The 20880-nt window shown below is 74.6% G+C and carries 10 protein-coding genes; all 10 read left to right on the plus strand.

Annotation, left to right across the window (positions count from 1 at the left end; translation table 11 throughout):
- On the plus strand, nucleotides 1-264 hold the full coding sequence (locus tag ACFVHB_RS27925) for an acyl carrier protein (RefSeq protein ID WP_360189687.1): 264 nt from the start codon (nucleotides 1-3) through the stop codon (nucleotides 262-264).
- Nucleotides 265-266: 2 nt separating this feature from the next.
- Entirely contained in the window at nucleotides 267-1277 is a 1011-nt protein-coding gene (locus tag ACFVHB_RS27930) for a hypothetical protein (protein WP_380327734.1), read from the plus strand.
- Entirely contained in the window at nucleotides 1270-2148 is an 879-nt protein-coding gene (gene trpA / locus ACFVHB_RS27935) for a tryptophan synthase subunit alpha (RefSeq protein WP_380327736.1), read from the plus strand. The genes ACFVHB_RS27930 and trpA overlap by 8 nt, the downstream gene beginning before the upstream one ends.
- Before the next feature lie 12 nt (nucleotides 2149-2160).
- Complete coding sequence (locus tag ACFVHB_RS27940; protein WP_380327738.1) at nucleotides 2161-2535, plus strand: ectoine synthase; 375 nt, start codon at nucleotides 2161-2163, stop codon at nucleotides 2533-2535.
- 43 nt (nucleotides 2536-2578) lie between these two features.
- The gene (locus ACFVHB_RS27945) at nucleotides 2579-3718 is read left to right on the plus strand and encodes an acyl-CoA dehydrogenase family protein (protein WP_380327740.1); all 1140 of its coding nucleotides are present in this window, start codon (nucleotides 2579-2581) and stop codon (nucleotides 3716-3718) included.
- Nucleotides 3719-3750: 32 nt separating this feature from the next.
- Nucleotides 3751-4443 carry a transglutaminase family protein gene (locus ACFVHB_RS27950; RefSeq protein WP_380327742.1) on the plus strand — a complete coding sequence of 231 codons (693 nt, stop codon included), beginning with the start codon at nucleotides 3751-3753 and terminating at the stop codon, nucleotides 4441-4443.
- Between the two features lie 44 nt (nucleotides 4444-4487).
- Entirely contained in the window at nucleotides 4488-5879 is a 1392-nt protein-coding gene (locus tag ACFVHB_RS27955; RefSeq protein WP_380327744.1) for a TrpB-like pyridoxal phosphate-dependent enzyme, read from the plus strand.
- 8 nt (nucleotides 5880-5887) lie between these two features.
- Nucleotides 5888-7246: a hypothetical protein gene (locus tag ACFVHB_RS27960; RefSeq protein ID WP_380327746.1), complete on the plus strand. Its 1359-nt coding sequence runs from the start codon at nucleotides 5888-5890 to the stop codon at nucleotides 7244-7246.
- Nucleotides 7240-8691 carry a UbiD family decarboxylase domain-containing protein gene (locus tag ACFVHB_RS27965; RefSeq protein ID WP_380327747.1) on the plus strand — a complete coding sequence of 484 codons (1452 nt, stop codon included), beginning with the start codon at nucleotides 7240-7242 and terminating at the stop codon, nucleotides 8689-8691. The genes ACFVHB_RS27960 and ACFVHB_RS27965 overlap by 7 nt, the downstream gene beginning before the upstream one ends.
- A gap of 123 nt (nucleotides 8692-8814) precedes the next feature.
- Nucleotides 8815-20859, plus strand: a complete 12045-nt coding sequence (locus tag ACFVHB_RS27970; RefSeq protein ID WP_380327749.1) for an amino acid adenylation domain-containing protein — start codon at nucleotides 8815-8817, stop codon at nucleotides 20857-20859.
- The last annotated feature ends 21 nt before the right edge of the window (nucleotides 20860-20880 follow it).

The raw sequence follows: 20880 nt of genomic DNA on the forward strand, positions 1-20880 counted from the left end.
ATGGCGCGCACCGACGACATCAAGCGTTACCTGATCGAGCAGTTCCTGCTGGACGTCACCGTCGACGAGCTCGAGGACGACTTCGACCTGCTGGCCAACGGCGTGGTCGACAGCCTCGGCCTGCTGACCCTGGTCGGCTGGCTGGAGAACACCTACAAGCTGGACATCGACGCGCTCGACATCCTGCCGGAGAACTTCCGCTCGGTCGCCTCCATCGACGCCTTCCTCACCCAGGCCGACGCGGTGGCGAGCGGGGCGAAGTAGCCGTGTCCGATCTGCTGCAGAGCCTGGTCCGGGGCGCCGAACCGGTGGCGCGCCCGGTCTGGGCGGACTTCTGGGAGCGGTTGCACGAGCGCCGGCTGAAGAGCGGCGAGGCCCTCGCGGTGCTCGCCTCGCTCTCCACCCGCACGCCCGCCACGCCGACCCTGGAGTCGTTCCTCGGCTCGCTCGCCGACCGCTCCGCCCCGCTGCCGGCCCGCTGGCCCGGCGTCGTCAACCTGGTCGGCACCGGAGGCGGCCCCGCCACCTTCAACCTGACCACCGCCGCGGTGCTGGTGGCCGCGGCGACCGGGGTGCCGATCGTCAAGACCGGGTCGCGCGGCTACAGCAGCCGGTACGGCTCGATCGACATCCTGGACCGGCTCGGCATTCCCACCGCGCGCTCGTACGCCGAGTGCGAGGACCTGCTCGGCCGGTTCAACCTGGCCTTCGCCTCCGGGTTCGTCTACCCGGTGGAGCTGACCGAGCTGGCCCGCGCGGTCGTGCCCTACGGCATGCAGCAGATCGGCCGGTTCGTCAACGTGCTCGGCCCGTTCCTGGCCGCGGTGCCCGTCGAGGTCCAGCTGACCGGCGTCTCCTCGCCGGAACTCTGGGACGGCTTCGCCGAACTGGCGGCCGACCGGCCGATCTGGCTGGTCCGCAACGGCCTCGGCGTGGACGAGCTGCTCAGCTTCACCGCGAACACCGTGCTGGCGAACGGCACGGAGCTGACGGTCGGCCCGGAGACGGTCGGCACGGCGGCGGACGGCACCCTCGCCGACCTCCGCCCGGCCGAGGAGGGCACCGACGCCGCCGAGCACCTGCTCGGACTGCTCCGGGGCCACGGCCCGCGGGCCGCGGTGGAGAGCATCTGCCTCAACGCGGCCGCCGCGGCCGTCGCCTCCGGCCGGACCACCGACTGGGCGCAGGCGTACGAGGCGGCCCGGACGGCGGTGCGCGACGGGGCCGCGGTCGAGCTGGTGGAGCGGCTGCGCAAGGAGGTGCGGGCCGGTGGCTGAGCACCCGGACCGCACCGGCACCGGCGCCCGCACCGGGCGCGCGGGCGCCGGGGCGGGGTTCTTCCCCGGCCGCGGCCCCGCCGACCCGGGACTGGCGCTGTTCGTCAACGCCGGCGACCCGGGGCTGGACCGGCTCGACGAGCTGGTGCGGCTGCTGGACGCCGAGCGGGTGGACTGCCTGGAACTGGCCGTCCCGTTCCCCGACTCGGTGACCGACGGCCCGGTCATCCGGCGCTCCGCCCGGCGGGCGCTGGACCGGGGAGTCGACCTGGAGGCCGTGCTCGGCTTCGTCGAGAAGGTCCGGCCGGACCTGCGGCACACCCGGATCGCGCTGCTCGCCGACTGGGGCCACTCGGTGAGGCCGGTGGGCCTGGAGGAGTTCCTGCGCCGGGCCAGGGGCGCGGGAGCGGACGCGACCCTGCTGCACGGCCTCCCGCCGCTGGCCCGCCGGCGGTACCTGGAGGCCGCGGAGCGGATCGGGCAGCCGGTGGTGACCACCTGCTACGCGAACTCGCCCTGCGAAGTCCTGGCCGAGAGCGCCGAGTTCGCCTCGGCGTACCTGTACCTGGTGGCCCACTTCGGCCGGTCCGGCACCGTGCCGGCCCCGGACCGCTCGGCGCTCGCGCCGGTGGTCGCCACGCTGAAGGGGCTCACCACCGCCCCGGTGGCCGTGGGCTTCGGGGTCCGCACCGCCGTGGACGTGGCGGCCATGGGGGAGCTGGGAGCCGACGCCGCCATCGTCGGCAGCGCCCTGGTGGCCGAGATCGAACGGATCCAGGAGTCCGGCGGCGATCTGCTCGCCGAACTCGCCGGATTCGTCCGTGGGCTGCGCCACCGGCCCGCAGAAGAAGAACAACCGCCCAATCACTGAACGGAGTTCACCATGCTCATTCGCAAGCTCGAGGACGTCAAGACGGTCGAGTGGGGCAACGGCGTCAGCCGCCGCTTCCTGGTCGAGGCCGACCAGATGGGCTACTCGGTCACCGACACCGTCGTCACCGCCGGCACCAAGTCGCTGCTGGAGTACAAGCGGCACCTGGAGGCCTGCTACTGCATCTCGGGCCGCGGCGAGGTCGTCGACATGGCCGGCAACAGCCACGTCATCGAGCCGGGCACGCTCTACGCGCTGGACCAGCACGACGCGCACTGGCTGATCGCCTGGCCGGAGGAGGACCTCCGGCTGGTGTGCGTCTTCACCCCGGCGCTGCGCGGCGACGAGGTGCACGACCTGACCGGCTCCTCGTCCTCCCACTACTGATCCCGCCCGCGCCACCGACCACCGACCGGGGAATGAAGCTGCGATGATCGAATGGTCTGCCGACCAGCGCGAGTTGCGCGACGGCCTGACACCGTGGTTCGAGAAGTTCGGTGACGACCACCTGGCCCACGACAAGGCCGCGCGGTTCCCGCGCGGCCCGTGGCAGGCGGTCGTCGACTCGGGCCTGCTCGGACTGCCCTTCGAGCCCGAGTGCGGGGGGCTCGGCCAGGACCTGCTGACCACCATGTACGTCCTGGAGGGCCTCGGCCACGGCTGCCGCAACGGCGGGCTGAACTTCTCCGTCACCACCAGCATGGTGAGCGTCGGAGTCCCGCTGCAGCGTTTCGGTTCGGCCGCCCAGAAGGAGCGGTACCTCACCGGGATCGCCGGGGGCGGCCTGATCGGCGCCCACGCGATCAGCGAACCCGGCGGTGGCTCGGACGCGTTGGCGATGCGCACCTCCGCGGTGCTCGACGGCGACGCGTACGTGCTGAACGGGAGCAAGACCTTCGTCAGCAACGGACCGGTGGCGGACGTGATCGCGGTCTACGCCAAGACCGATCCGACCGCCGGTCCGCTGGGGGTGACCACCTTCCTCGTGGAGCGGGACACCCCCGGGCTGACCGTCGGCAACCCGATCGAGAAGATGGGCCTCAAGTCCTCCCCGATGTCGGAGGTCTTCTTCGACGACTGCCGGGTGCCGAAGGCCAACGTGATCGGCCGGGCCGGCACCGGGTTCCTGGTGCTCGACCACGTGATGAAGTGGGAGATCCTCTGCTCCTTCGCCGTCACGCTCGGCGAGATGCGCCGCCGGCTGGAGGAGTGCATCGCCTACGCGAAGGAGCGGACCGCTTTCGGGCAGCCGATCGGCTCCTTCCAGCTGGTGCAGAGCCGGATCGTGGAGATGCGGATCGGCGTCGAGACCTCCCGGCGCTGGCTCTACGACACCGCCGCGGCCCTCCTCGCCGGCCGCGACATCACCGTCGACCTGGCCTCCACCAAGCTGGTGGTCAGCGAGGCGAACCTGGCCTCCGCCCTGAACGCCGTGCAGATCTTCGGCGGGAACGGCTACATGGCCGAGTACGGCGTCGAGCAGGAGCTGCGCAACGCCGTCGCCGGGACGATCTACTCCGGCACCTCCGAGGTCCAGCGGGTCCGGATCGCGACCATGCTCGGCCTGTGACCGGCCCGTTCCGAGAGCGAGGAGTACCTCCCATGCCGAGCGACGAGTTCGCCACCACCCTGGCGGCGACCGACTTCATCGACCACACCTCGCCGGAGGTGAGCGCCTTCGTCGCCGAGGTGCTGCCGGACGGCGGAACGGACGACCGCGACCGCGCGGTGAAGCTCTACTACGCCGTGCGGGACCGGATCAACTACGAGATCTACGGCGCGGACTTCTCCCGCGAGGCGCTGACGGCCAGTCAGACCCTGCGGGCGAAGCGCGGCATGTGCATCCACAAGTCGCTGGTGTACCTGGCCGCACTGCGCTCGGTCGGCGTCCCCGGCCGCCTGGTGCTCACCGACGTGCGCAACCACCTGGCGTCCGACCGGATCAAGGAGTACGTCGGCGGCGACGTCTTCCACTACCACGCGCTCACCTCCGTCCACCTGGACGGGCGCTGGGTGCGGGCCACCCCGGTGTTCAACAAGCTGCTCTGCCGTCTGTACGGGATGAAGCCGCTGGAGTTCGACGGGACGGCCGACAGCGTGCACCACCCGTTCGACGAGCACGGCGCGCGGCAGATGGAATTCCTGCGCGAGCACGGCGAGTTCGACGACCTTCCGTACGACCTGGTGCTGACCGGGATGCGCCGCGAGCACCCCGGCCTGTTCGCCGGGCCGGACTCCCACCGGTTCACCACCGGTTCGCTGGTGGCCGACGCGGCCGCCCGCCGCACCACCTGACGCCCTTCCCACCTCTCCCACCACCAGGCCCGGAGGCCGACACCGTGGACACCATCAAGTACCAGCTCGCCGACTCACAGATCCCGACGACCTGGTACAACCTCGCCGCCGACCTGCCCGTGCTGTCGCCGCCGCTGCACCCGGGCACCGGGCAGCCGGCGACCGTCGAGGACCTGCTCGGGATCATGCCGAAGGAGCTGGCCGAGCAGGAGCTCACCCTGGAGCGGGACATCGAGATCCCGTCCGTCGTCCGGCAGATCTACGCCCAGTGGCGGCCGTCGCCGCTGTTCCGGGCCCGCCGCCTGGAGAAGCTGCTCGACACCCCCGCGCGGATCTACTACAAGTACGAGGGCGGCAGCCCGGCCGGCAGCCACAAGCCCAACACCGGCATCGCGCAGGCCTTCTACAACAAGGAGGCCGGCATCCGCCGGCTCGCCACCGAGACCGGGGCCGGCCAGTGGGGCTCCTCGCTGTCCCTCGCCGGGGCCTTCTTCGGCCTCGAGGTCAAGGTCTTCATGGTGAAGGTCAGCTACCACCAGAAGCCCTACCGCCGCGCCCTGATGCACTCCTACGGCGCCACCTGCGTGCCCAGCCCCTCGACCGAGACCGCCGCCGGGCGCGGCATCCTCGCCGAGGACCCGGACTGCCCCGGCAGCCTCGGCATCGCCACCTCGGAGGCGATCGAGGTCGCGATGAACGACCCGTTCACCAACTACGCGGGCGGCAGCGTGCTCAACCACGTCGCGCTGCACCAGACGGTGATCGGCAAGGAGGCGCTGCTCCAGCTGGAGATGGCCGAGGACTACCCGGACATCGTCATCGGCGCCGCCGGCGGCGGCAGCAACCTGGCCGGCCTGGCCTTCCCCTTCCTCGGCGAGCAGCTGCGCGGCGGCCGCCGGGTCCGGGTGATCGCCGCCGAGCCGGCCGCCTGCCCGAGCCTCACCCAGGGCAAGGTCGCCTACGACTTCGGCGACAGCACCGGCCTGACCCCGCTGCTGAAGATGCACACCCTCGGCCACTCCTTCGTGCCGCCCGCCATCCACGCCGGCGGCCTGCGCTACCACGGCATCGCGCCGCTGGTCAGCCAGGCCCTGGAGGACGGCCTGATGGAGGCGCGCGCCGTCCCGCAGACCCGCTGCTTCGAGGCCGGCGTGACCTTCGCCCGCACCGAGGGCATCGTCCCCGCCCCCGAGTCCACCCACGCCATCCGGGTGGCCATCGACGAGGCGCTGCGCCTCAAGGAGGAGGGCCGCTCCGAGGCGATCCTGTTCGGCCTCTCCGGCCACGGCCACTTCGACCTCACCGCGTACGAGAAGTACCTGGGCGGCGAGCTCGTGGACGAGGGCTACGACCAGGAGCTGGTGGCGCGTTCGCTGGCCAAGCTGCCGCAGCAGTTCGGGTCGGAGTCCGCCGACTCGCAGGTCGCGGGGAGCTGAGCGGACGCATGCGGCTGAAGGTGTGCGGGGTGACCGGCGAGGACCAGCTGCGGCTGCTCGCCGGGGCCCCGGTCGATCTGATCGGGCTCTGGTACGGCGTGCCGGACGGGCCCGCCGACCTCGCCCTGGCGGAGCTGGCCGAGCTGGCCGGCCTCGCGCGGGCGTCCGGCGGGCCGGCCCCCGTCCTGGTGACCCTGCTCGCCGACCCGGCGGCGCTGCGCGAGGCGGTCACCGCCTCCGGGGTGTCCCGGGTGCAGCTGCACGGCTACGCCACGCCGGCCCAGGTGGCGGCGGTCCGCGCGGAGCTGCCCGCCGTCGAACTGCTCAAGGTGCTGCACGTCCGGGACGGCCGGGTGCTGGAGGCGCCGCTGATCGGGGCGTACGAGCGGGCGGGCGTCGACGTCTTCCTGTTCGACTCGGTCGGGGCCGACGGCAAGATCGGCAGCACCGGCGTGCCGCTGTCGGCCGGTGCGGTCGAGGCGGTGCTGGAGCGGCTGTCCAAGCCGTTCATGCTGGCCGGCGGGATCACCGCGGTCAACGCCGGGGCGCACCGGGCGGCCCGGCGGCACCCGCTCTTCGCCGGCATCGACGTGGACAGCGGCGCGCGCGGCGCGGGCGGTGCCTTCGAGGCGCCCCGGATCGCGCGCGTCCGGGCGGCCTGGCAGTCCACCGCCGGGGACTTCCCGGCGGCGCTGCTGGCCGCCCGACTGCCGGTGATCATGGAGCTCAAGGCCCGCAGCGCCCACGGCGAGGACCTGTTCCGCGGCCGGCCGGTGCAGGCCATCGTCGACGAGTACACCCGGCTGGGCGCGCCCGCGCTCTCGGTGGTCACCGGCTCCTGGTTCGGCGGCACCGCCGCGCTGCTGGACGAGGTCGCGGCCGCCACCGAACTGCCGGTCCTGGTGAAGGACTTCTTCACCAAGGAGCGACAGCTCGCCGAGGCCCGCGCGGCCGGGGCGTCCGCCGTGCTGCTCACCGCCACGGTGCTGCCGCGCGGCGTGCTGCCCGGGCTGATCGAGGCCGCCCTGGAGCACGGGCTGACCCCGTTCGTCGAGGTCACCGACGAGCGCGAGCTGGCGACCGTGGTGCACGGCGAGTCCTGCGTGGTGGCCGTCAACAACAAGGACATCCGGCAGAAGGAACAGGACGCGCCCGACCTCGGCCGCAGCCTGCGCCTGCTGCCCGACGTCCTCGCCACCGGCACCAAGGTGCCGGTGAGCGCCAGCGGCATCGAGACGCCGCAGGACGCCGCCGGGCTGCTCGCCGCGGGCTACCGGGGCCTGCTCATCGGCACCGGCCTGCTGCGCCACCCGGACCTGCCCGGCTGGTTCGGCGAACTCGGCGAGGGGGTGGCGGCGGCATGGTGACCACCGAGCCGGGCACCGCGTCCGACACCGCGACGGGTGCCGCGGGCCGCTCGCTGCGGGCCGCGCTGGCGGAGCTGCCGGTGCTCACCCGGGACGAGCCGATCGCCCGGGACGCCGTCGCCGCGGACTTCGCCGAGCGGTACTCCGGCGTGCCCGCGGTCGGCGTGGCCCGGCCCGAACCGGCCGTGCTGTACACCGCGCCCGTCCCGGCCGGCCCGCCGGTGCTGCTCGGGCTGTACGGCGACGAGGACCGGCTGCGCGGCTGGCTGCCCGGTCTGCCGGAGCGGACGACGCCCCGGAGCGCCGCCGCCCTGCTGGCCGCCGGCCTCCCGCCGGTGCGGGTGGCCGCCGCGCCCTGCCAGGACGTGGTGGCCGGCGAGGTCGACCTGCGCGAGCTGCCGGTGCTCACCACCACCCCCAGGGACGCCGGGCCGTACCTGACGGCCGCCCTGGTGCACGCCGGGGACGCCGGCACCGGGGAGAGCGCGCTCTCCTCGCACCGGATGCTGGTGATCGGCCGCGACCGGCTGACCGTCTGGATGGTGCCCGGCCGCCGGCTCGGCGAGCTGTACGAACGGGCGGTGGCGCGCGGCGAGCGCCTGCCGGTCACCGTCAACCTCGGCGTGCCGCCCGCCGCGATGATCGCCTCGGCGCTCAACTCCCGCTTCCTGCCGGACGGTACGGACAAGCTGACGGTGGCCGGCGGGCTCGCCGGGGCGCCGCTCACGCTCGTCCCGGCCCGCACCCAGCCGGGGGCGGCCGCGCTCGCCGAGAGCGAGATCGTCCTGGAGGGGTACCTGGACGGCACCCTGGCCGACGAGGCCCTGCCGGGCGCAGCCCCGGCCGGGTCGCTGCCGGAGTTCCTCGGCTACGACGGGCGGGCCAGGAGCGGGCTGCCGGTCATCACCGTCACCGGCGTCACCACCCGGCGCGACCCGCTCTACCAGGCCGTCATCGGGCCCGGCCGCGAGCAGTCGCACATCTTGGGCGTCGCCGGCGCTCTCTCGGTGGCCCTGTCGCTGCCGTCCGCCCCCGGGCTGCACGTGCGGGACCTGCACTACTCGCCCGCCGGCGGCGGCATGCTGCTGCTCGCCGTCGCCGTCCGCAAGGACTCCGCCGAGGCGGACCTGGCCCTGCCCGCGCTCGCCGACGAGGTCGTCCGCCGGCACCCGTTCGTCAAGTCGGTGCTGTTCACCGACGACGACGTCCGGATCCGCAGCGCCGAGGAGCTGCTGTGGGCGCTGACCACCCGGGCCAACCTCGGCGCCGACTGCCGCGAACTGCCCGGCCACCCGCCGGTCCCGATGGACCCGTCGCAGACCGCCGACTGGGCGCGGGCCCGCAGCGGTACGCCGGAGGTGCCGGCCCGCACCTACATCGACGCCACCACGCCGTACCGGCTGCGCGCCCACACCCGGCGCAGCTTCCGGCCGCCGCGGGCCTGACCCACCGGGCCGGCGCGCCCCGTACCCAAGCGCGCCACCGAGCACCGACACGTCGCCGCGCACCGTGACGCGTCACCGAGCACGACGCGTCACCGAGCACGATGCCACTTTCGAGGGGAAGACATGACTGGGCAGGACACGGCCGGGCGCCGGAACGCCCCGGCAGACTGGAACGACACCGCGCACGAGCTGCCCGGCACGTCGGCGACCCTGACCGGACTGCTGGCCGCCCAGGCGGCCCGGACTCCGGACCGGACCGCGCTGATCTTCGAGGACGTCGAGCTCAGCTACGCCGAACTCGACGCCCGCGCCGAGCAGCTGGCCGAGCGGCTGCGGCGCTACGGGGCCGGCCCGGACCGGCTGGTCGCGCTGACCGTGCCGCGCTCGGTCGAACTGGTGGTCGGCCTGCTGGCGGTGCTGCGCACCGGCGCCGCCTACCTGCCCGTCGACCCGGACTACCCGGCCGACCGGATCGCCTACCTGCTCGACGACGCCGCGCCGGTGCTGCTGCTCAGCCACAGCTCGGTCGGCCACCCGGCGGGGGAGAACGTCCCCACCCTGATCCTCGACCGGCCGGCCGAGGCCGCCGCCGACGAGGCCGGCCGCGAGCCCGCCGCCGCGGTCGCCCCGCGGCCGGCCGACGCCGCCTACGTCATCTACACCTCCGGCTCCACCGGCCGCCCCAAGGGCGTCGTCGTGCCGCACGAGGGCATCGTCAACCGGCTGCACTGGATGCAGGCCGAGTACGGCCTGACCGAGGACGACCGGGTGCTGCAGAAGACCCCGTCCGGCTTCGACGTCTCGGTCTGGGAGTTCTTCTGGCCGCTGATCACCGGTGCCGTCCTGGTGGTCGCCCGCCCCGAGGGGCACCGCGACCCGGCGTACCTGGCCGAGCTGATCCGTGACCGGCAGGTCACCACCGTGCACTTCGTGCCGTCGATGCTGCAGGCCTTCGTCGACGAGCCGGCCGCCGCCGGCTGCACCGGGCTGCGCCGCGTGATCGCCAGTGGCGAGGCGCTGCCGGTCGAACTCGCCGCCCGCTTCCGCACGGTGCTGCCCGGCGTGCCGCTGCACAACCTGTACGGCCCGACCGAGGCGTCCGTCGACGTCACCTACTGGGAGTGCGTCCCCGAGCCGGGCGAGCTGTCCGTCCCGATCGGCCGGCCGGTCTGGAACACCCGGGTGCACGTCCTCGACGCCGAGCTGCGGCCGGCTGCCGTCGGCGAGACCGGCGAGCTCTACCTCTCCGGCGTCCAGCTGGCCCGCGGCTACCTCGGCCGCCCCGGCCTGACCGCCGAGCGCTTCGTCGCCGACCCGTACGGCCCGCCCGGCACCCGCATGTACCGCACCGGCGACCTCGCCCGCTGGCGCGAGGACGGCGTGGTCGTCTACGCCGGCCGCGCCGACCACCAGGTGAAGATCCGCGGCCTGCGGATCGAACTCGGCGAGATCGAGGCCGTGCTGGACGCCCAGCCCGGCGTCGGCGCCTGCGCCGTCCTGGCCCGCGAGGACCGGCCCGGCAGCAAGCGGCTGGTCGCCTACCTGGTGCCGGAGCCCGGCGCCGTCGTCGACGTGGACGCCGTGCGCGAGGCCGCGGCCGCCGCGCTGCCCGAGTACATGGTGCCGAGCGCCTTCCTGCGGCTCGACGCCTTCCCGCTGACCCCCAACGGCAAGCTCGACCGCAAGGCGCTGCCGGCCCCCGACCTCGCCCCGGCCGGCGAGCGGACCGCCCCGCGCACGCCCACCGAGCAGGTGCTGCACGACCTGGCCGCCGAGCTGCTCGGCCTGCCCGAACTCTCCGTCGACGACAACTTCTTCGACCTCGGCGGCGACTCCATCCGCTCCATCCAGCTGGTCAGCCGCGCCCGCCGGGCCGGGCTGGCGCTCACCCAGCGGGACGTCTTCACCCACCGCACCGTCGCCGCGCTCGCCGAGGCCGCCGGGGAGCCGGACGACGCGGCCGCGTTCGCGCTGCCCGCCCTGCCCGAGCCGTCCGCCGAGCGGCTGGCCCGCCTGAGCGCCGTCCACCCCGACGCCACCGAGTTCTGGCCGCTCGCCCCGCTCCAGCAGGGCCTGCTCTTCCACGCCGAGTACTCCAAGGGCGGCCTGGACGTCTACTCCGTGCAGCTGGTCTTCGAGCTCGCCGAGGAGCCCGAGGAGCTGCGCACGGCCGTCGGCCGGCTGCTGGCCCGCCACCCCAACCTCCGGGCCGGCTTCGCCCACGACGACCTGGCGGAGCCCGTGCAGTTCGTCCCGGCGGGCGGCGAGCCGGAGTTCACCGTCGTCGAGTACGTCGGCACGAACGCGCCGCGCAAGGCCGCCGAGCTGTTCGACGCCGAGCGCAAGCGCGGCTTCGACCTCTCCGCGCCGCCGCTGGTGCGGGTCGCCGTCGCCGACCTCGGCCCGTACGGCCGGCGCGCCGCCCTGACCTTCCACCACATCCTGGTCGACGGCTGGTCGCTGCCGCTGCTGATGGACGAGCTGACCGCGCTGCTGGCCGGCGAGGAGCCGCGGCCGGTCACCCCGTACCGCGACTACCTGGCGCTGCTCTCCGGCCACGACCAGGAGGCCTCCCGGGAGGCCTGGCGCGGCCTGCTGGCCGGGCTGGAGGAGCCCACCCTGCTCGCCCCGGCCGCCGCCGGCGGTGCCCGCGTCGCCGACGAACTGCCGTGCGACCACTGGGTGGAGCTCTCCGCCGAGCTCACCACCCGGCTCGACGGCGTGCTGCGCACCCGCGGGCTGACCCTCAACACCGCCGTGCAGGGCGCCTGGGCGCTGCTGCTGGCCCGCCTCACCGGCCGCGACGACGTCGTCTTCGGCGCCACCGTCTCCGGCCGCGCCCCCGAACTGCCCGGCATCGAGGGCATGGTCGGCCTGTTCATCAACACCGTGCCGGTCCGGGTCCGGATCGCGCCCGACGGCACGCTGGCCACCCTGCTGGCCGGCATCCAGGAGCAGCAGGCCGCGATGGCGGCCCACCAGTACACCGGGCTGGGCGAGATCCAGCAGCTGGCCGGCCACGGCGAGCTGTTCGACACCCTGACGGTCTTCGAGAGCTTCCCCGGCGACCGCACCGGCGCCGCGGTGGACAGCCGCTACGCCGTGCACTACCCGCTGGCGCTGCTCATCCACCCCGGCGAGCGGCTGCGGCTGCGGCTGAGCCACCAGACCCACACCTTCAGCCCGGCCGACGCGGTCAAGCTCGGCGAGCGGCTGGTGCGCCTGCTGACGGCCCTCGCCGAGGATCTGGAGCAGCGGGCCGAGGAGGTCTCGGTGCTCTCCGCGGCCGAGCGCCACCGCCTGCTGGAGACCTGGAACGACACCGACGCGCCGGCCGTCCACCGGACGCTGCCGGAGCTGTTCAAGGCCCAGGTGGCCGAGACGCCCGACCACGTCGCCGTGGTGTCCGGCGACCGGAAGCTGACGTACGCCGAGCTCGACGAGCGGGCCAACCGGCTCGCCCACGAGCTGATCGACCGCGGCGTCGGCCCCGAGCAGTTCGTCGCCCTCGCCCTGCCGCGCGACGAGCGCGCCGTCACCGCGCTGCTGGCCGTCCTCAAGGCCGGCGCCGGCTACCTGCCGGTCGACCCCAAGTACCCGGCCGAGCGCATCGACTACCTGCTCCGCGACGCCCGGCCCGCCCTCGTGCTGACCGTCGACGGGATCGAGCTGCCCGACTCCGGCGTGCCCCGGCTGCTGCTCGACGAGCCCGGCCTCGCCGCCGGCCGACCCGCCACCGACCCGGTGGTGGCGCTGCGCCCCGAGCACCCCGCGTACGCCATCTACACCTCCGGCTCCACCGGCCGCCCCAAGGGCGTGGTGGTCCAGCACGCCTCGGTGGCCAACCTGGCCGCCTGGGCGCGCGAGGAGTTCGGCCCGGAGCGCCTCTCGCACGTGCTGCTCACCACCTCGCTCAACTTCGACGTCTCGGTGTTCGAGCTGTTCGGGCCGCTGCTCTCCGGCGGCACCGTCGAGGTGCTGACCGACCTGCTGGCGCTCGCCGACCGCGGCGGCCGCCCCGCCAGCCTGGTCAGCGGCGTGCCCTCGGCGCTCGCCCAGCTGGTCGCCCAGGGTGACCTGGCCACCGTCGCCGGCACCGTCGTGCTGGCCGGCGAGGGTCTGCCCGCCCAGGCCGGCACCGACATCAAGGCGGCCCTCGGCGCCGACCGGCTCGCCAACATCTACGGCCCCACCGAGGCCACCGTCTACGCCACCGCCTGGTACACCAACGGCCCGGTGGAGAGCGCCCCGCCGATCGGCCGGCCGCTGCGCCGCACCCGGGTGTACGTGCTGGACGCCGCGCTGCGCCCGGTGCCGGCCGGGGTCGCGGGCGAGCTGTACATCGCCGGTGACGGCGTGGCCCGCGGCTACCTGGGCCGCCCCGGCCTGACCGCCGAGCGGTTCGTCGCCGACCCGTACGGCCGCCCGGGCACCCGGATGTACCGCACCGGCGACCTCGCCCGCTGGTCGGCCGACGGCCAGATCGAGTACCTCGGCCGGCTCGACCACCAGGTGAAGATCCGCGGCTTCCGGATCGAACTCGGCGAGATCGAAGCCGAGCTGGCCGGCGTCGACGGCGTCACGCAGGCCGTCGCGGTGGTCCGCGAGGACCGCCCGGGCGACAAGCGCCTGGTCGGCTACGTCACCGGGAGAACCGAGTCCGCCGAGGTCCGGCGCGTCCTCGCCGAGCGGCTGCCCGCGCACATGGTGCCGTCGGCCGTCGTGGTGCTGGAGGCGTTCCCGCTCAACCCGAACGGCAAGCTCGACCGCAAGGCGCTGCCCGCGCCCGCCGCCGAGACCGGCGCCGGGACCGGCCGGGCCGCCCGCGGCCTGCCCGAGGAACTGCTCTGCGACCTGTTCGCCGAGGTGCTCGGCGTCGACCGGGTCGGCGTCCAGGACGACTTCTTCGCCCTCGGCGGCCACTCGCTGCTCGCCACCCGCCTGGTCAGCCGGATCCGCACCACCTTCGGGGCCGAGCTCGGCGTCCGCGCCCTGTTCGACGCGCCCACCCCCGAGGTGCTGGCGCTGCAGCTGGACGGCGCCGCCACCGCCCGGGCCGCGCTCACCCCGCGCCCGCGGCCCGAGCGCCCGCCGCTGTCCTACGGGCAGCAGCGGCTCTGGTTCCTCAGCCGGATGGACGAGAACCCGGCGGCCAGCCACATCCCGCTCGCGCTGCGCCTGCGCGGCCCGCTGGACCGGGCGGCGCTCACCGCGGCGGTGGCCGACCTCACCGCCCGTCACGAGGCGCTGCGCACGCTGTTCCCGGCCGAGAACGGCGAGCCGTACCAGCTGGTGCTCGCCGCGGCCGAGCCGGCGCTGCCGGTGACCCCGGCCACCGCCGACGGCCTCGCCGCCGCGCTGACCGCCGAGGCCGCCCGCCCGTTCGACCTCGCCGCCGAACTCCCGTTCCGCGCCCACCTGTTCGAGCTGGGCGAGCAGGAGCACGTACTGCTGCTGGTGCTGCACCACATCGCCGCCGACGGCTGGTCGATCGCGCCGCTGCGCCGCGACCTGGCCCGCGCGTACGCCGCCCGGGCCGCCGACAGCGACCCGATCTGGGACGAACTGCCCGTCCAGTACGCGGACTTCGCGCTCTGGCAGCGGGACGCGCTCGGCTCCGAGGAGCACGCCGACAGCCCGTACGCCCGCCAGCTCGACTACTGGCGGCAGACCCTGGACGGGCTGCCGGACCAGCTCGAACTGCCCACCGACCGGCCCCGGCCGGCCCGGGCGAGCTACCGCGGCGAGAGCGTCCCGTTCGAGCTCGACGCCGAGCTGCACCGCGACCTGCTGGCACTCGCCCGCTCCGAGCAGGCCACCCTGTTCATGGTGCTGCAGGCCGCTCTCGCCACCCTGCTCACCCGGCTCGGCGGCGGCACCGACATCCCGATCGGCAGCCCCGTCGCCGGCCGCACCGACGAGGCCCTGGACGACCTGGTCGGCCTCTTCATCAACAACCTGGTGCTGCGCACCGACACCTCCGGCGACCCGGCCTTCACCGAGCTGATCCGCCGGGTCCGCGACACCGACCTGGCCGCCTACGGCAACCAGGACGTGCCGTTCGAGCGGCTGGTCGAGGCGCTGAACCCGACCCGCTCGCTCGCCCGCCACCCGCTGTTCCAGGTCTTCCTGGCCCTGCAGAACACGCCCGCGGCCGACCACGAGCTGGCCGGCCTGACCGCCGAGCCGGTCGAGGTCGCCCTCGACGCGGCCAAGTTCGACCTCTCGCTGTACTGCGAGGAGCGGCCCGGCGGCGGCATCACCGGCGTCGCCGAGTACAGCCTCGACCTGTACGACCGGTCCAGCGTCGAACTGCTGCTCACCCGCCTGCGCCGGCTGCTGCGGGCCGTCGTCGCCGACCCGGGCCGCCGCCTCGGCGCGCTCGACGTCCTCGCCGACGACGAGCGCGAGCAGGTGCTCACCGGCTGGAACGACACCGCCCGCCCGCTGCCCACGCGGAGCCTGGTCGAGCAGTTCGAGGCCGTCGTCCGGGCCACCCCGGACGCCCTCGCGGTCGTCGCCGGCACCGAGCGGCTCAGCTACCGCGAGCTCGACGAGCGCGCCAACCGCCTCGCCCACCTGCTGATCGCCGAGGGCGTGCGGCCCGAGCAGTTCGTCGCCCTCGCCCTGCCGCGCACCGCCGACCTGGTGACCGCCCTGCTCGCGGTCCTCAAGACCGGCGCCGGCTACCTGCCGCTGGACCCGGACTACCCGGCCGAGCGGATCGCGTACATGCTCGAGGACGCGGCCCCCGCCCTGGTCGTCACCACCGCCGACACGCCCACCGACGGCGCCGTGCCCCGGCTGCTGCTCGACCGGGAGGACCGGCTCGCCGGCCAGCCCACGACCAGCCCCGGCATCACCGTCGACCCGGCCACCCCGGCGTACGTCATCTACACCTCCGGCTCCACCGGCCGGCCCAAGGGCGTCGTGGTGCCGCGCTCCTCGCTCGGCAACTTCCTCGCCGCCATGGCCGAGCAGGTCCCGATGACCGGCGGGGACCGGCTGCTCGGCGTCACCACCATCGCCTTCGACATCGCGGCGCTGGAGATGTACCTGCCGCTGCTCGCCGGAGCCGGCCTGGTGGTCGCCGCCAAGGAGACCGTCCAGGACCCGGCCGCACTCGCCGCCCTCATCGAGGCCGAGCGCGTGCGCGTCGTCCAGGCCACCCCGTCGCTCTGGCAGGCGCTGATCGCCTCGCACCCGCAGGCGCTCGCCGGGGTGCGGATCCTGGTCGGCGGCGAGGCCCTGCCGCCCGCCCTGGCCGCCCGGCTGCGCGAACTCTCCGCCGGCGTCCGGAACATGTACGGCCCCACCGAGACCACCATCTGGTCCACCTCGGCACTGCTGGACGAGCGCCCCGGCGCCCCCGTCATCGGCCGGCCGATCGACAACACCCAGATCCGCGTCCTGGACGGCAACCTCGCCCTCACCGCCCCCGGCGTGGCCGGCGAGCTGTACATCGCCGGTGACGGCCTGGCCCGCGGCTACCTCGGCCGCCCCGGCCTGACCGCCGAACGCTTCACCGCCGACCCCTACGGTCCGCCCGGCAGCCGGATGTACCGCACCGGCGACCTGGCCCGCTGGGCCGCCGACGGCAACCTCGAGTACCTCGGCCGGGTCGACCACCAGGTCAAGCTGCGCGGCTTCCGGATCGAGCTCGGCGAGATCGAGTCCGTGCTCGCCTCCCACCCGAAGGTGGCGCAGGCCGCCGTCCTGGTCCGCGAGGACCGCCCGGGTGACAAGCGCCTCGTCGGGTACGTCGTGCCCGCCGCGGACGAGGCGGCCCCCGACGCCGCCGAGCTGCGCCGGCACGCCGCCACCGAGCTGCCCGACTACATGGTGCCCGGCGCCGTGGTGCTGCTCGACCGGCTGCCGCTCACGCCCAACGGCAAGCTCGACCGCAAGGCCCTGCCCGCCCCCGTCCACGACGAGGAGCCGGGCGCCCAGGCCGGGCGCGCCGCGCGCACCGTCCAGGAGGAGCTGGTCGCCGGCCTGTTCGCCGAGGTGCTCGGCCTGCCCTCGGTGCCGCTGGAGGAGAGCTTCTTCGCCCTCGGCGGCCACTCCCTGCTCGCCATCCGGCTGATCAGCCGCATCCGCGCGCTGTTCAACGCCGAGCTGAAGATCCGCCACCTGTTCGAGGCCCCCACCGTGGCCGGTCTCACCGAGCGGCTGGCCGGCGCCGCCGGGGCCCGCCCCGAGCTGCGCCGCCACGAGCGGCCCGAGCGGCTGCCGCTCTCCTACCAGCAGGGCCGGCTCTGGTTCCTCAACCGCTTCGAGGGCGGCTCGCCGCTCTACAACATCCCGATCGCCCTGCACCTCGACGGCCCGCTCGACCGCACCGCGCTCACCGCGGCGCTGGCCGACCTGACCGGGCGCCACCAGGCGCTGCGCACCCTGTTCCCGGACTTCGACGGCGAGCCGTACCAGCTCGTCCTCACCCCCGAGCAGGCCCGCCCCGAGCTCCACGAGCAGGCCGCGACCCGGGAGACCCTGGCCGGTCAGCTGCACGAGGCGGCCGGCGGCGGCTTCGACCTGGCCACCGAGATCCCGCTGCGCGCCCACCTGTTCGCGCTCGGCGAGCAGCAGCACGTCCTGCTGCTGGTGCTGCACCACATCGCCGCCGACGGCCCGTCCACCACCCCGCTCACCCGCGACCTGTCCCGCGCCTACACCGCCCGGACCACCGGCGCCGCCCCGCAGTGGGAGGAGCTGCCGGTCCAGTACGGCGACTACACGCTCTGGCAGCGCGAGGTGCTCGGCAGCGAGGAGGACGAGCAGAGCCAGCTCTCCCAGCAGCTCGGCTTCTGGCGCACCGCGCTGGCCGGCCTGCCCGACCAGCTCGACCTGCCCACCGACCGGCCGCGCCCGGCCGTCGCCGGCTACCGCGGCGGCACCGTGCCGCTGCGGATCGACGCCGAACTCCACCGCCGGGTGCATGAGGTGGCCCGGGAGAACGGGTCCACCGTGTTCATGCTGCTGCAGACCGCGCTGGCCACCCTGCTCACCCGGCTCGGCGCCGGCGAGGACATCCCGATCGGCAGCCCGATCGCGGCCCGCACCGACGACGCGCTGGACGAGCTGGTCGGCTTCTTCGTCAACACCCTGGTGCTGCGCACCGACACCTCCGGCAACCCGGCCTTCACCGAGCTGCTGGAGCGGGTCCGCACCCACGACCTGGCCGCGTACGCCCACCCGGACCTGCCGTTCGAGCGGCTGGTCGAGCTGGTCAACCCGTCCCGCTCGCTCTCCCGCCACCCGCTGTTCCAGGTGATGCTGGCCTTCCAGGAGGCCTTGAACGCCGAGATCGACCTGCCGGGCCTGACCGGCCGGGCCGAGATCGTCCCGCTCGGGCTGGCCAAGTTCGACCTGGCGCTCGACCTGGTCGAGCGGCGCGGCGCGGACGGCCTGCCCGCCGGCATCGAGGGCGTCGTCGAGTACAGCGTCGACCTGTTCGACCGGGCCACCGTCGAGCGCTTCGCCGGCCACCTGCTACGGCTGCTGGAGAGCGCCGTGGCCGATCCCGCGCGCCGCATCGGCGAGCTGGAGATCCTCGCCGAGGACGAGCGCGAGCTGCTGCTCCACGGCTGGAACGACACCGCGCACGACGTCCCGGCGGCGACCCTGCCGGAGCTCTTCGAGGCCCAGGCGGCCCGCACCCCGGACGGCGACGCGGTGGTCTTCGGCGACACCGTGGTCTCCTACCGGGAGCTCAACGAGCGGGCCAACCGGCTCGCGCACCGCCTGATCGGCCTCGGCGTCGGCCCCGAGCAGTTCGTCGCGCTCGCCCTGCCCCGGTCGGTCGAGATGGTGGTGGCGCTGCTGGGCGTGGTCAAGGCCGGCGCCGCCTACCTGCCGATCGACCCCGGCTACCCGGCCGACCGCGTCGAGTACATGCTCGCCGACGGCGACCCCGTCCTGGTGCTCACCACCGAGGCCGTCGCCGGCAAGCTGCCCGCCGGTGAGCGCCCGGTGATCGTGCTCGACCGGGACGAGGACGGGACGTACCCGGCCACCGACCCGACCGACGCGGACCGCACGGCGCCGCTCACCCTGGACCGGCCCGGCTACGTCATCTACACCTCCGGGTCCACCGGCCGTCCCAAGGGCGTGGTGGTCTCCCACCGCGGCATCGCGTCCACCGCCGGCACCCACGTCGACCGGCTCGGCCTCGGCCCCGGCAGCCGCTTCCTGCTCGTCGTCTCGATCAGCTTCGACGTGTCGATGGCCGACATCGTGATGACGCTGTCCTCCGGCGCCGCCCTGGTGGTGCCCGGACCGGACCAGCAGGCCGCCGGCCAGGAGCTGTACGACCTGATCAGCCGGTACGGCGTCACCCACACCGACCTGGTGGCCCCGATGCTCGCCTCGCTGCCCGACGGCGACCTGCCCACCCTGCGCGGCTTCGTGGTCGGCGGGGAGGCCCTGCCGGCGGACATGGTCGAGAAGTGGTCCCCGGGCCGCACCGTGATGCAGGTGTACGGCCCCACCGAGACCACCGTCGTCGCCACCATGAGCGACCCGCTCAGCCCCGCCCCGCAGGCCCCGCCGATCGGCCGGCCGATCTGGAACGCCCGCACCCACGTCCTGGACGCCGGCCTGCGGCCCGTCCCGGTCGGCGTGCCCGGCGAGCTCTACATCGCCGGCTCCGGCGTGGCCCGCGGCTACTGGCGGCGGCCCGCGATGACCGCCGAGCGGTTCGTCGCCGACCCGTACGGCCCGCCCGGCAGCCGGATGTACCGCACCGGTGACCTGGTGCGCCGCCGCCCCGACGGCAACCTGGAGTTCCTCGGCCGGGTCGACCACCAGGTCAAGGTGCGCGGCTTCCGGATCGAGCTGGGCGAGATCGAGACCGCGTTGCTGCGGCACCCCGGCGTGGCCGCGGGCGCCGTGGTGGTCAGCGAGGGCGCCGGCGGCGTCAAGCGGCTGGTCGGCTACGCCGTCCCGGCCACCGAGGACGGGCTCGACCCGGCCGAGGTGCGGGCCTTCCTGGCCGGCGCGCTGCCCGACTACATGGTGCCGACCGCCGTCGTGGTGCTGGACGCGCTGCCGCTGACGCCCAGCGGCAAGACCGACCGCAAGGCGCTGCCCGAACCGGACTTCGGCACCGCGGTGTCCGGCCGTGCCCCGCGCACCGCGCTGGAGAAGGAGCTGTGCGCCGCCTTCGCGGACGTGCTCGGCCTCCCCGAGGTCGGCATCGACGACGGCTTCTTCGACCTCGGCGGCCACTCGCTGCTCGCCGCCCGCCTGACGGCGCGGCTGCGCGAGACCACCGGCGTCGACCTGGGCATCCGCGCCCTGTTCGAGGCGCCGACGGTGGCCCGGCTCGCCGAGCGGCTGGCCGACGCCGAGGCGGGGGACGCGCCCTGGTCGGACGACTTCGCCACGCTGCTGCCGCTGCGGGCCGAGGGCACCCTGCCGCCGCTGTTCGCCGTCCACCCGGCGGCCGGCATCGCCTGGGTGTACTCCGGTCTGTTGCGCGAACTGGAGCCGCAGCGGCCGCTGTACGGCCTCCAGGCCCGCACGCTGACCGACCCCCAGGCCTCGCCCGCGACACTCGCCGACATGGCCGAGGACTACCTCGCGCTGATCCGCGATGTGCAGCCCGAGGGCCCGTACCACCTGCTGGGGTGGTCCTTCGGCGGCACGGTCGCGCACGAGATCGCGGTCCGGCTGCGCGAGCGCGGCGAGGAGGTCAGGCTGCTCGCGCTGCTGGACAGTTACCCTGCTCCGAGCGTGGGCGAGCGCCTGACGGATGATCACCAGGCGCTGGCGGATCTCCTTGACTCGCTCGGCCACCCGGTGCAGACTGGCGAAGTTGAGGCGCTCACGCCAGAGCTTGCGCTGGACCTGCTCAGGGGGCAGCAGAGCCCGCTCGCCGGGGTGACCCCGGAACGGCTGACGGACCTGGCCCGCGGGTTCGTCCGGAACGCGGACTTGATGGGGGAGTTCACGCCCCGTCGGTTCGACGGTGACCTGCTGTTCTTCACCGCCACGGCGGACAAGACGTCCGACGACCCGACCGCCCGCGACTGGGCGGCGCACGTCACCGGGACGGTCCACGACCACCCGGTGGACTGCGAGCACGGCGCGATGACCCGTCCGCAGCCGATCGCCCTGATCGGCGCGGTGCTCGCCGCCGAGCTCCGCCGGACCGCGACCGACTGAACCCCGCACGCCGCCGGGCCG

The sequence above is a fragment of the Kitasatospora sp. NPDC127111 genome, from assembly GCF_042677465.1.
Lineage (GTDB): Bacteria > Actinomycetota > Actinomycetes > Streptomycetales > Streptomycetaceae > Kitasatospora.

Coding starts and splice junctions, on each gene's coding strand:
- ACFVHB_RS27925 (WP_360189687.1), top strand. CDS start 1: ATGGCGCGCACCGACGACATCAAGCGTTACCTGATCGAGCAGTTCCTG.
- ACFVHB_RS27940 (WP_380327738.1), top strand. CDS start 2,161: ATGCTCATTCGCAAGCTCGAGGACGTCAAGACGGTCGAGTGGGGCAAC.
- ACFVHB_RS27945 (WP_380327740.1), top strand. CDS start 2,579: ATGATCGAATGGTCTGCCGACCAGCGCGAGTTGCGCGACGGCCTGACA.
- ACFVHB_RS27950 (WP_380327742.1), top strand. CDS start 3,751: ATGCCGAGCGACGAGTTCGCCACCACCCTGGCGGCGACCGACTTCATC.
- ACFVHB_RS27960 (WP_380327746.1), top strand. CDS start 5,888: ATGCGGCTGAAGGTGTGCGGGGTGACCGGCGAGGACCAGCTGCGGCTG.
- ACFVHB_RS27965 (WP_380327747.1), top strand. CDS start 7,240: ATGGTGACCACCGAGCCGGGCACCGCGTCCGACACCGCGACGGGTGCC.
- ACFVHB_RS27970 (WP_380327749.1), top strand. CDS start 8,815: ATGACTGGGCAGGACACGGCCGGGCGCCGGAACGCCCCGGCAGACTGG.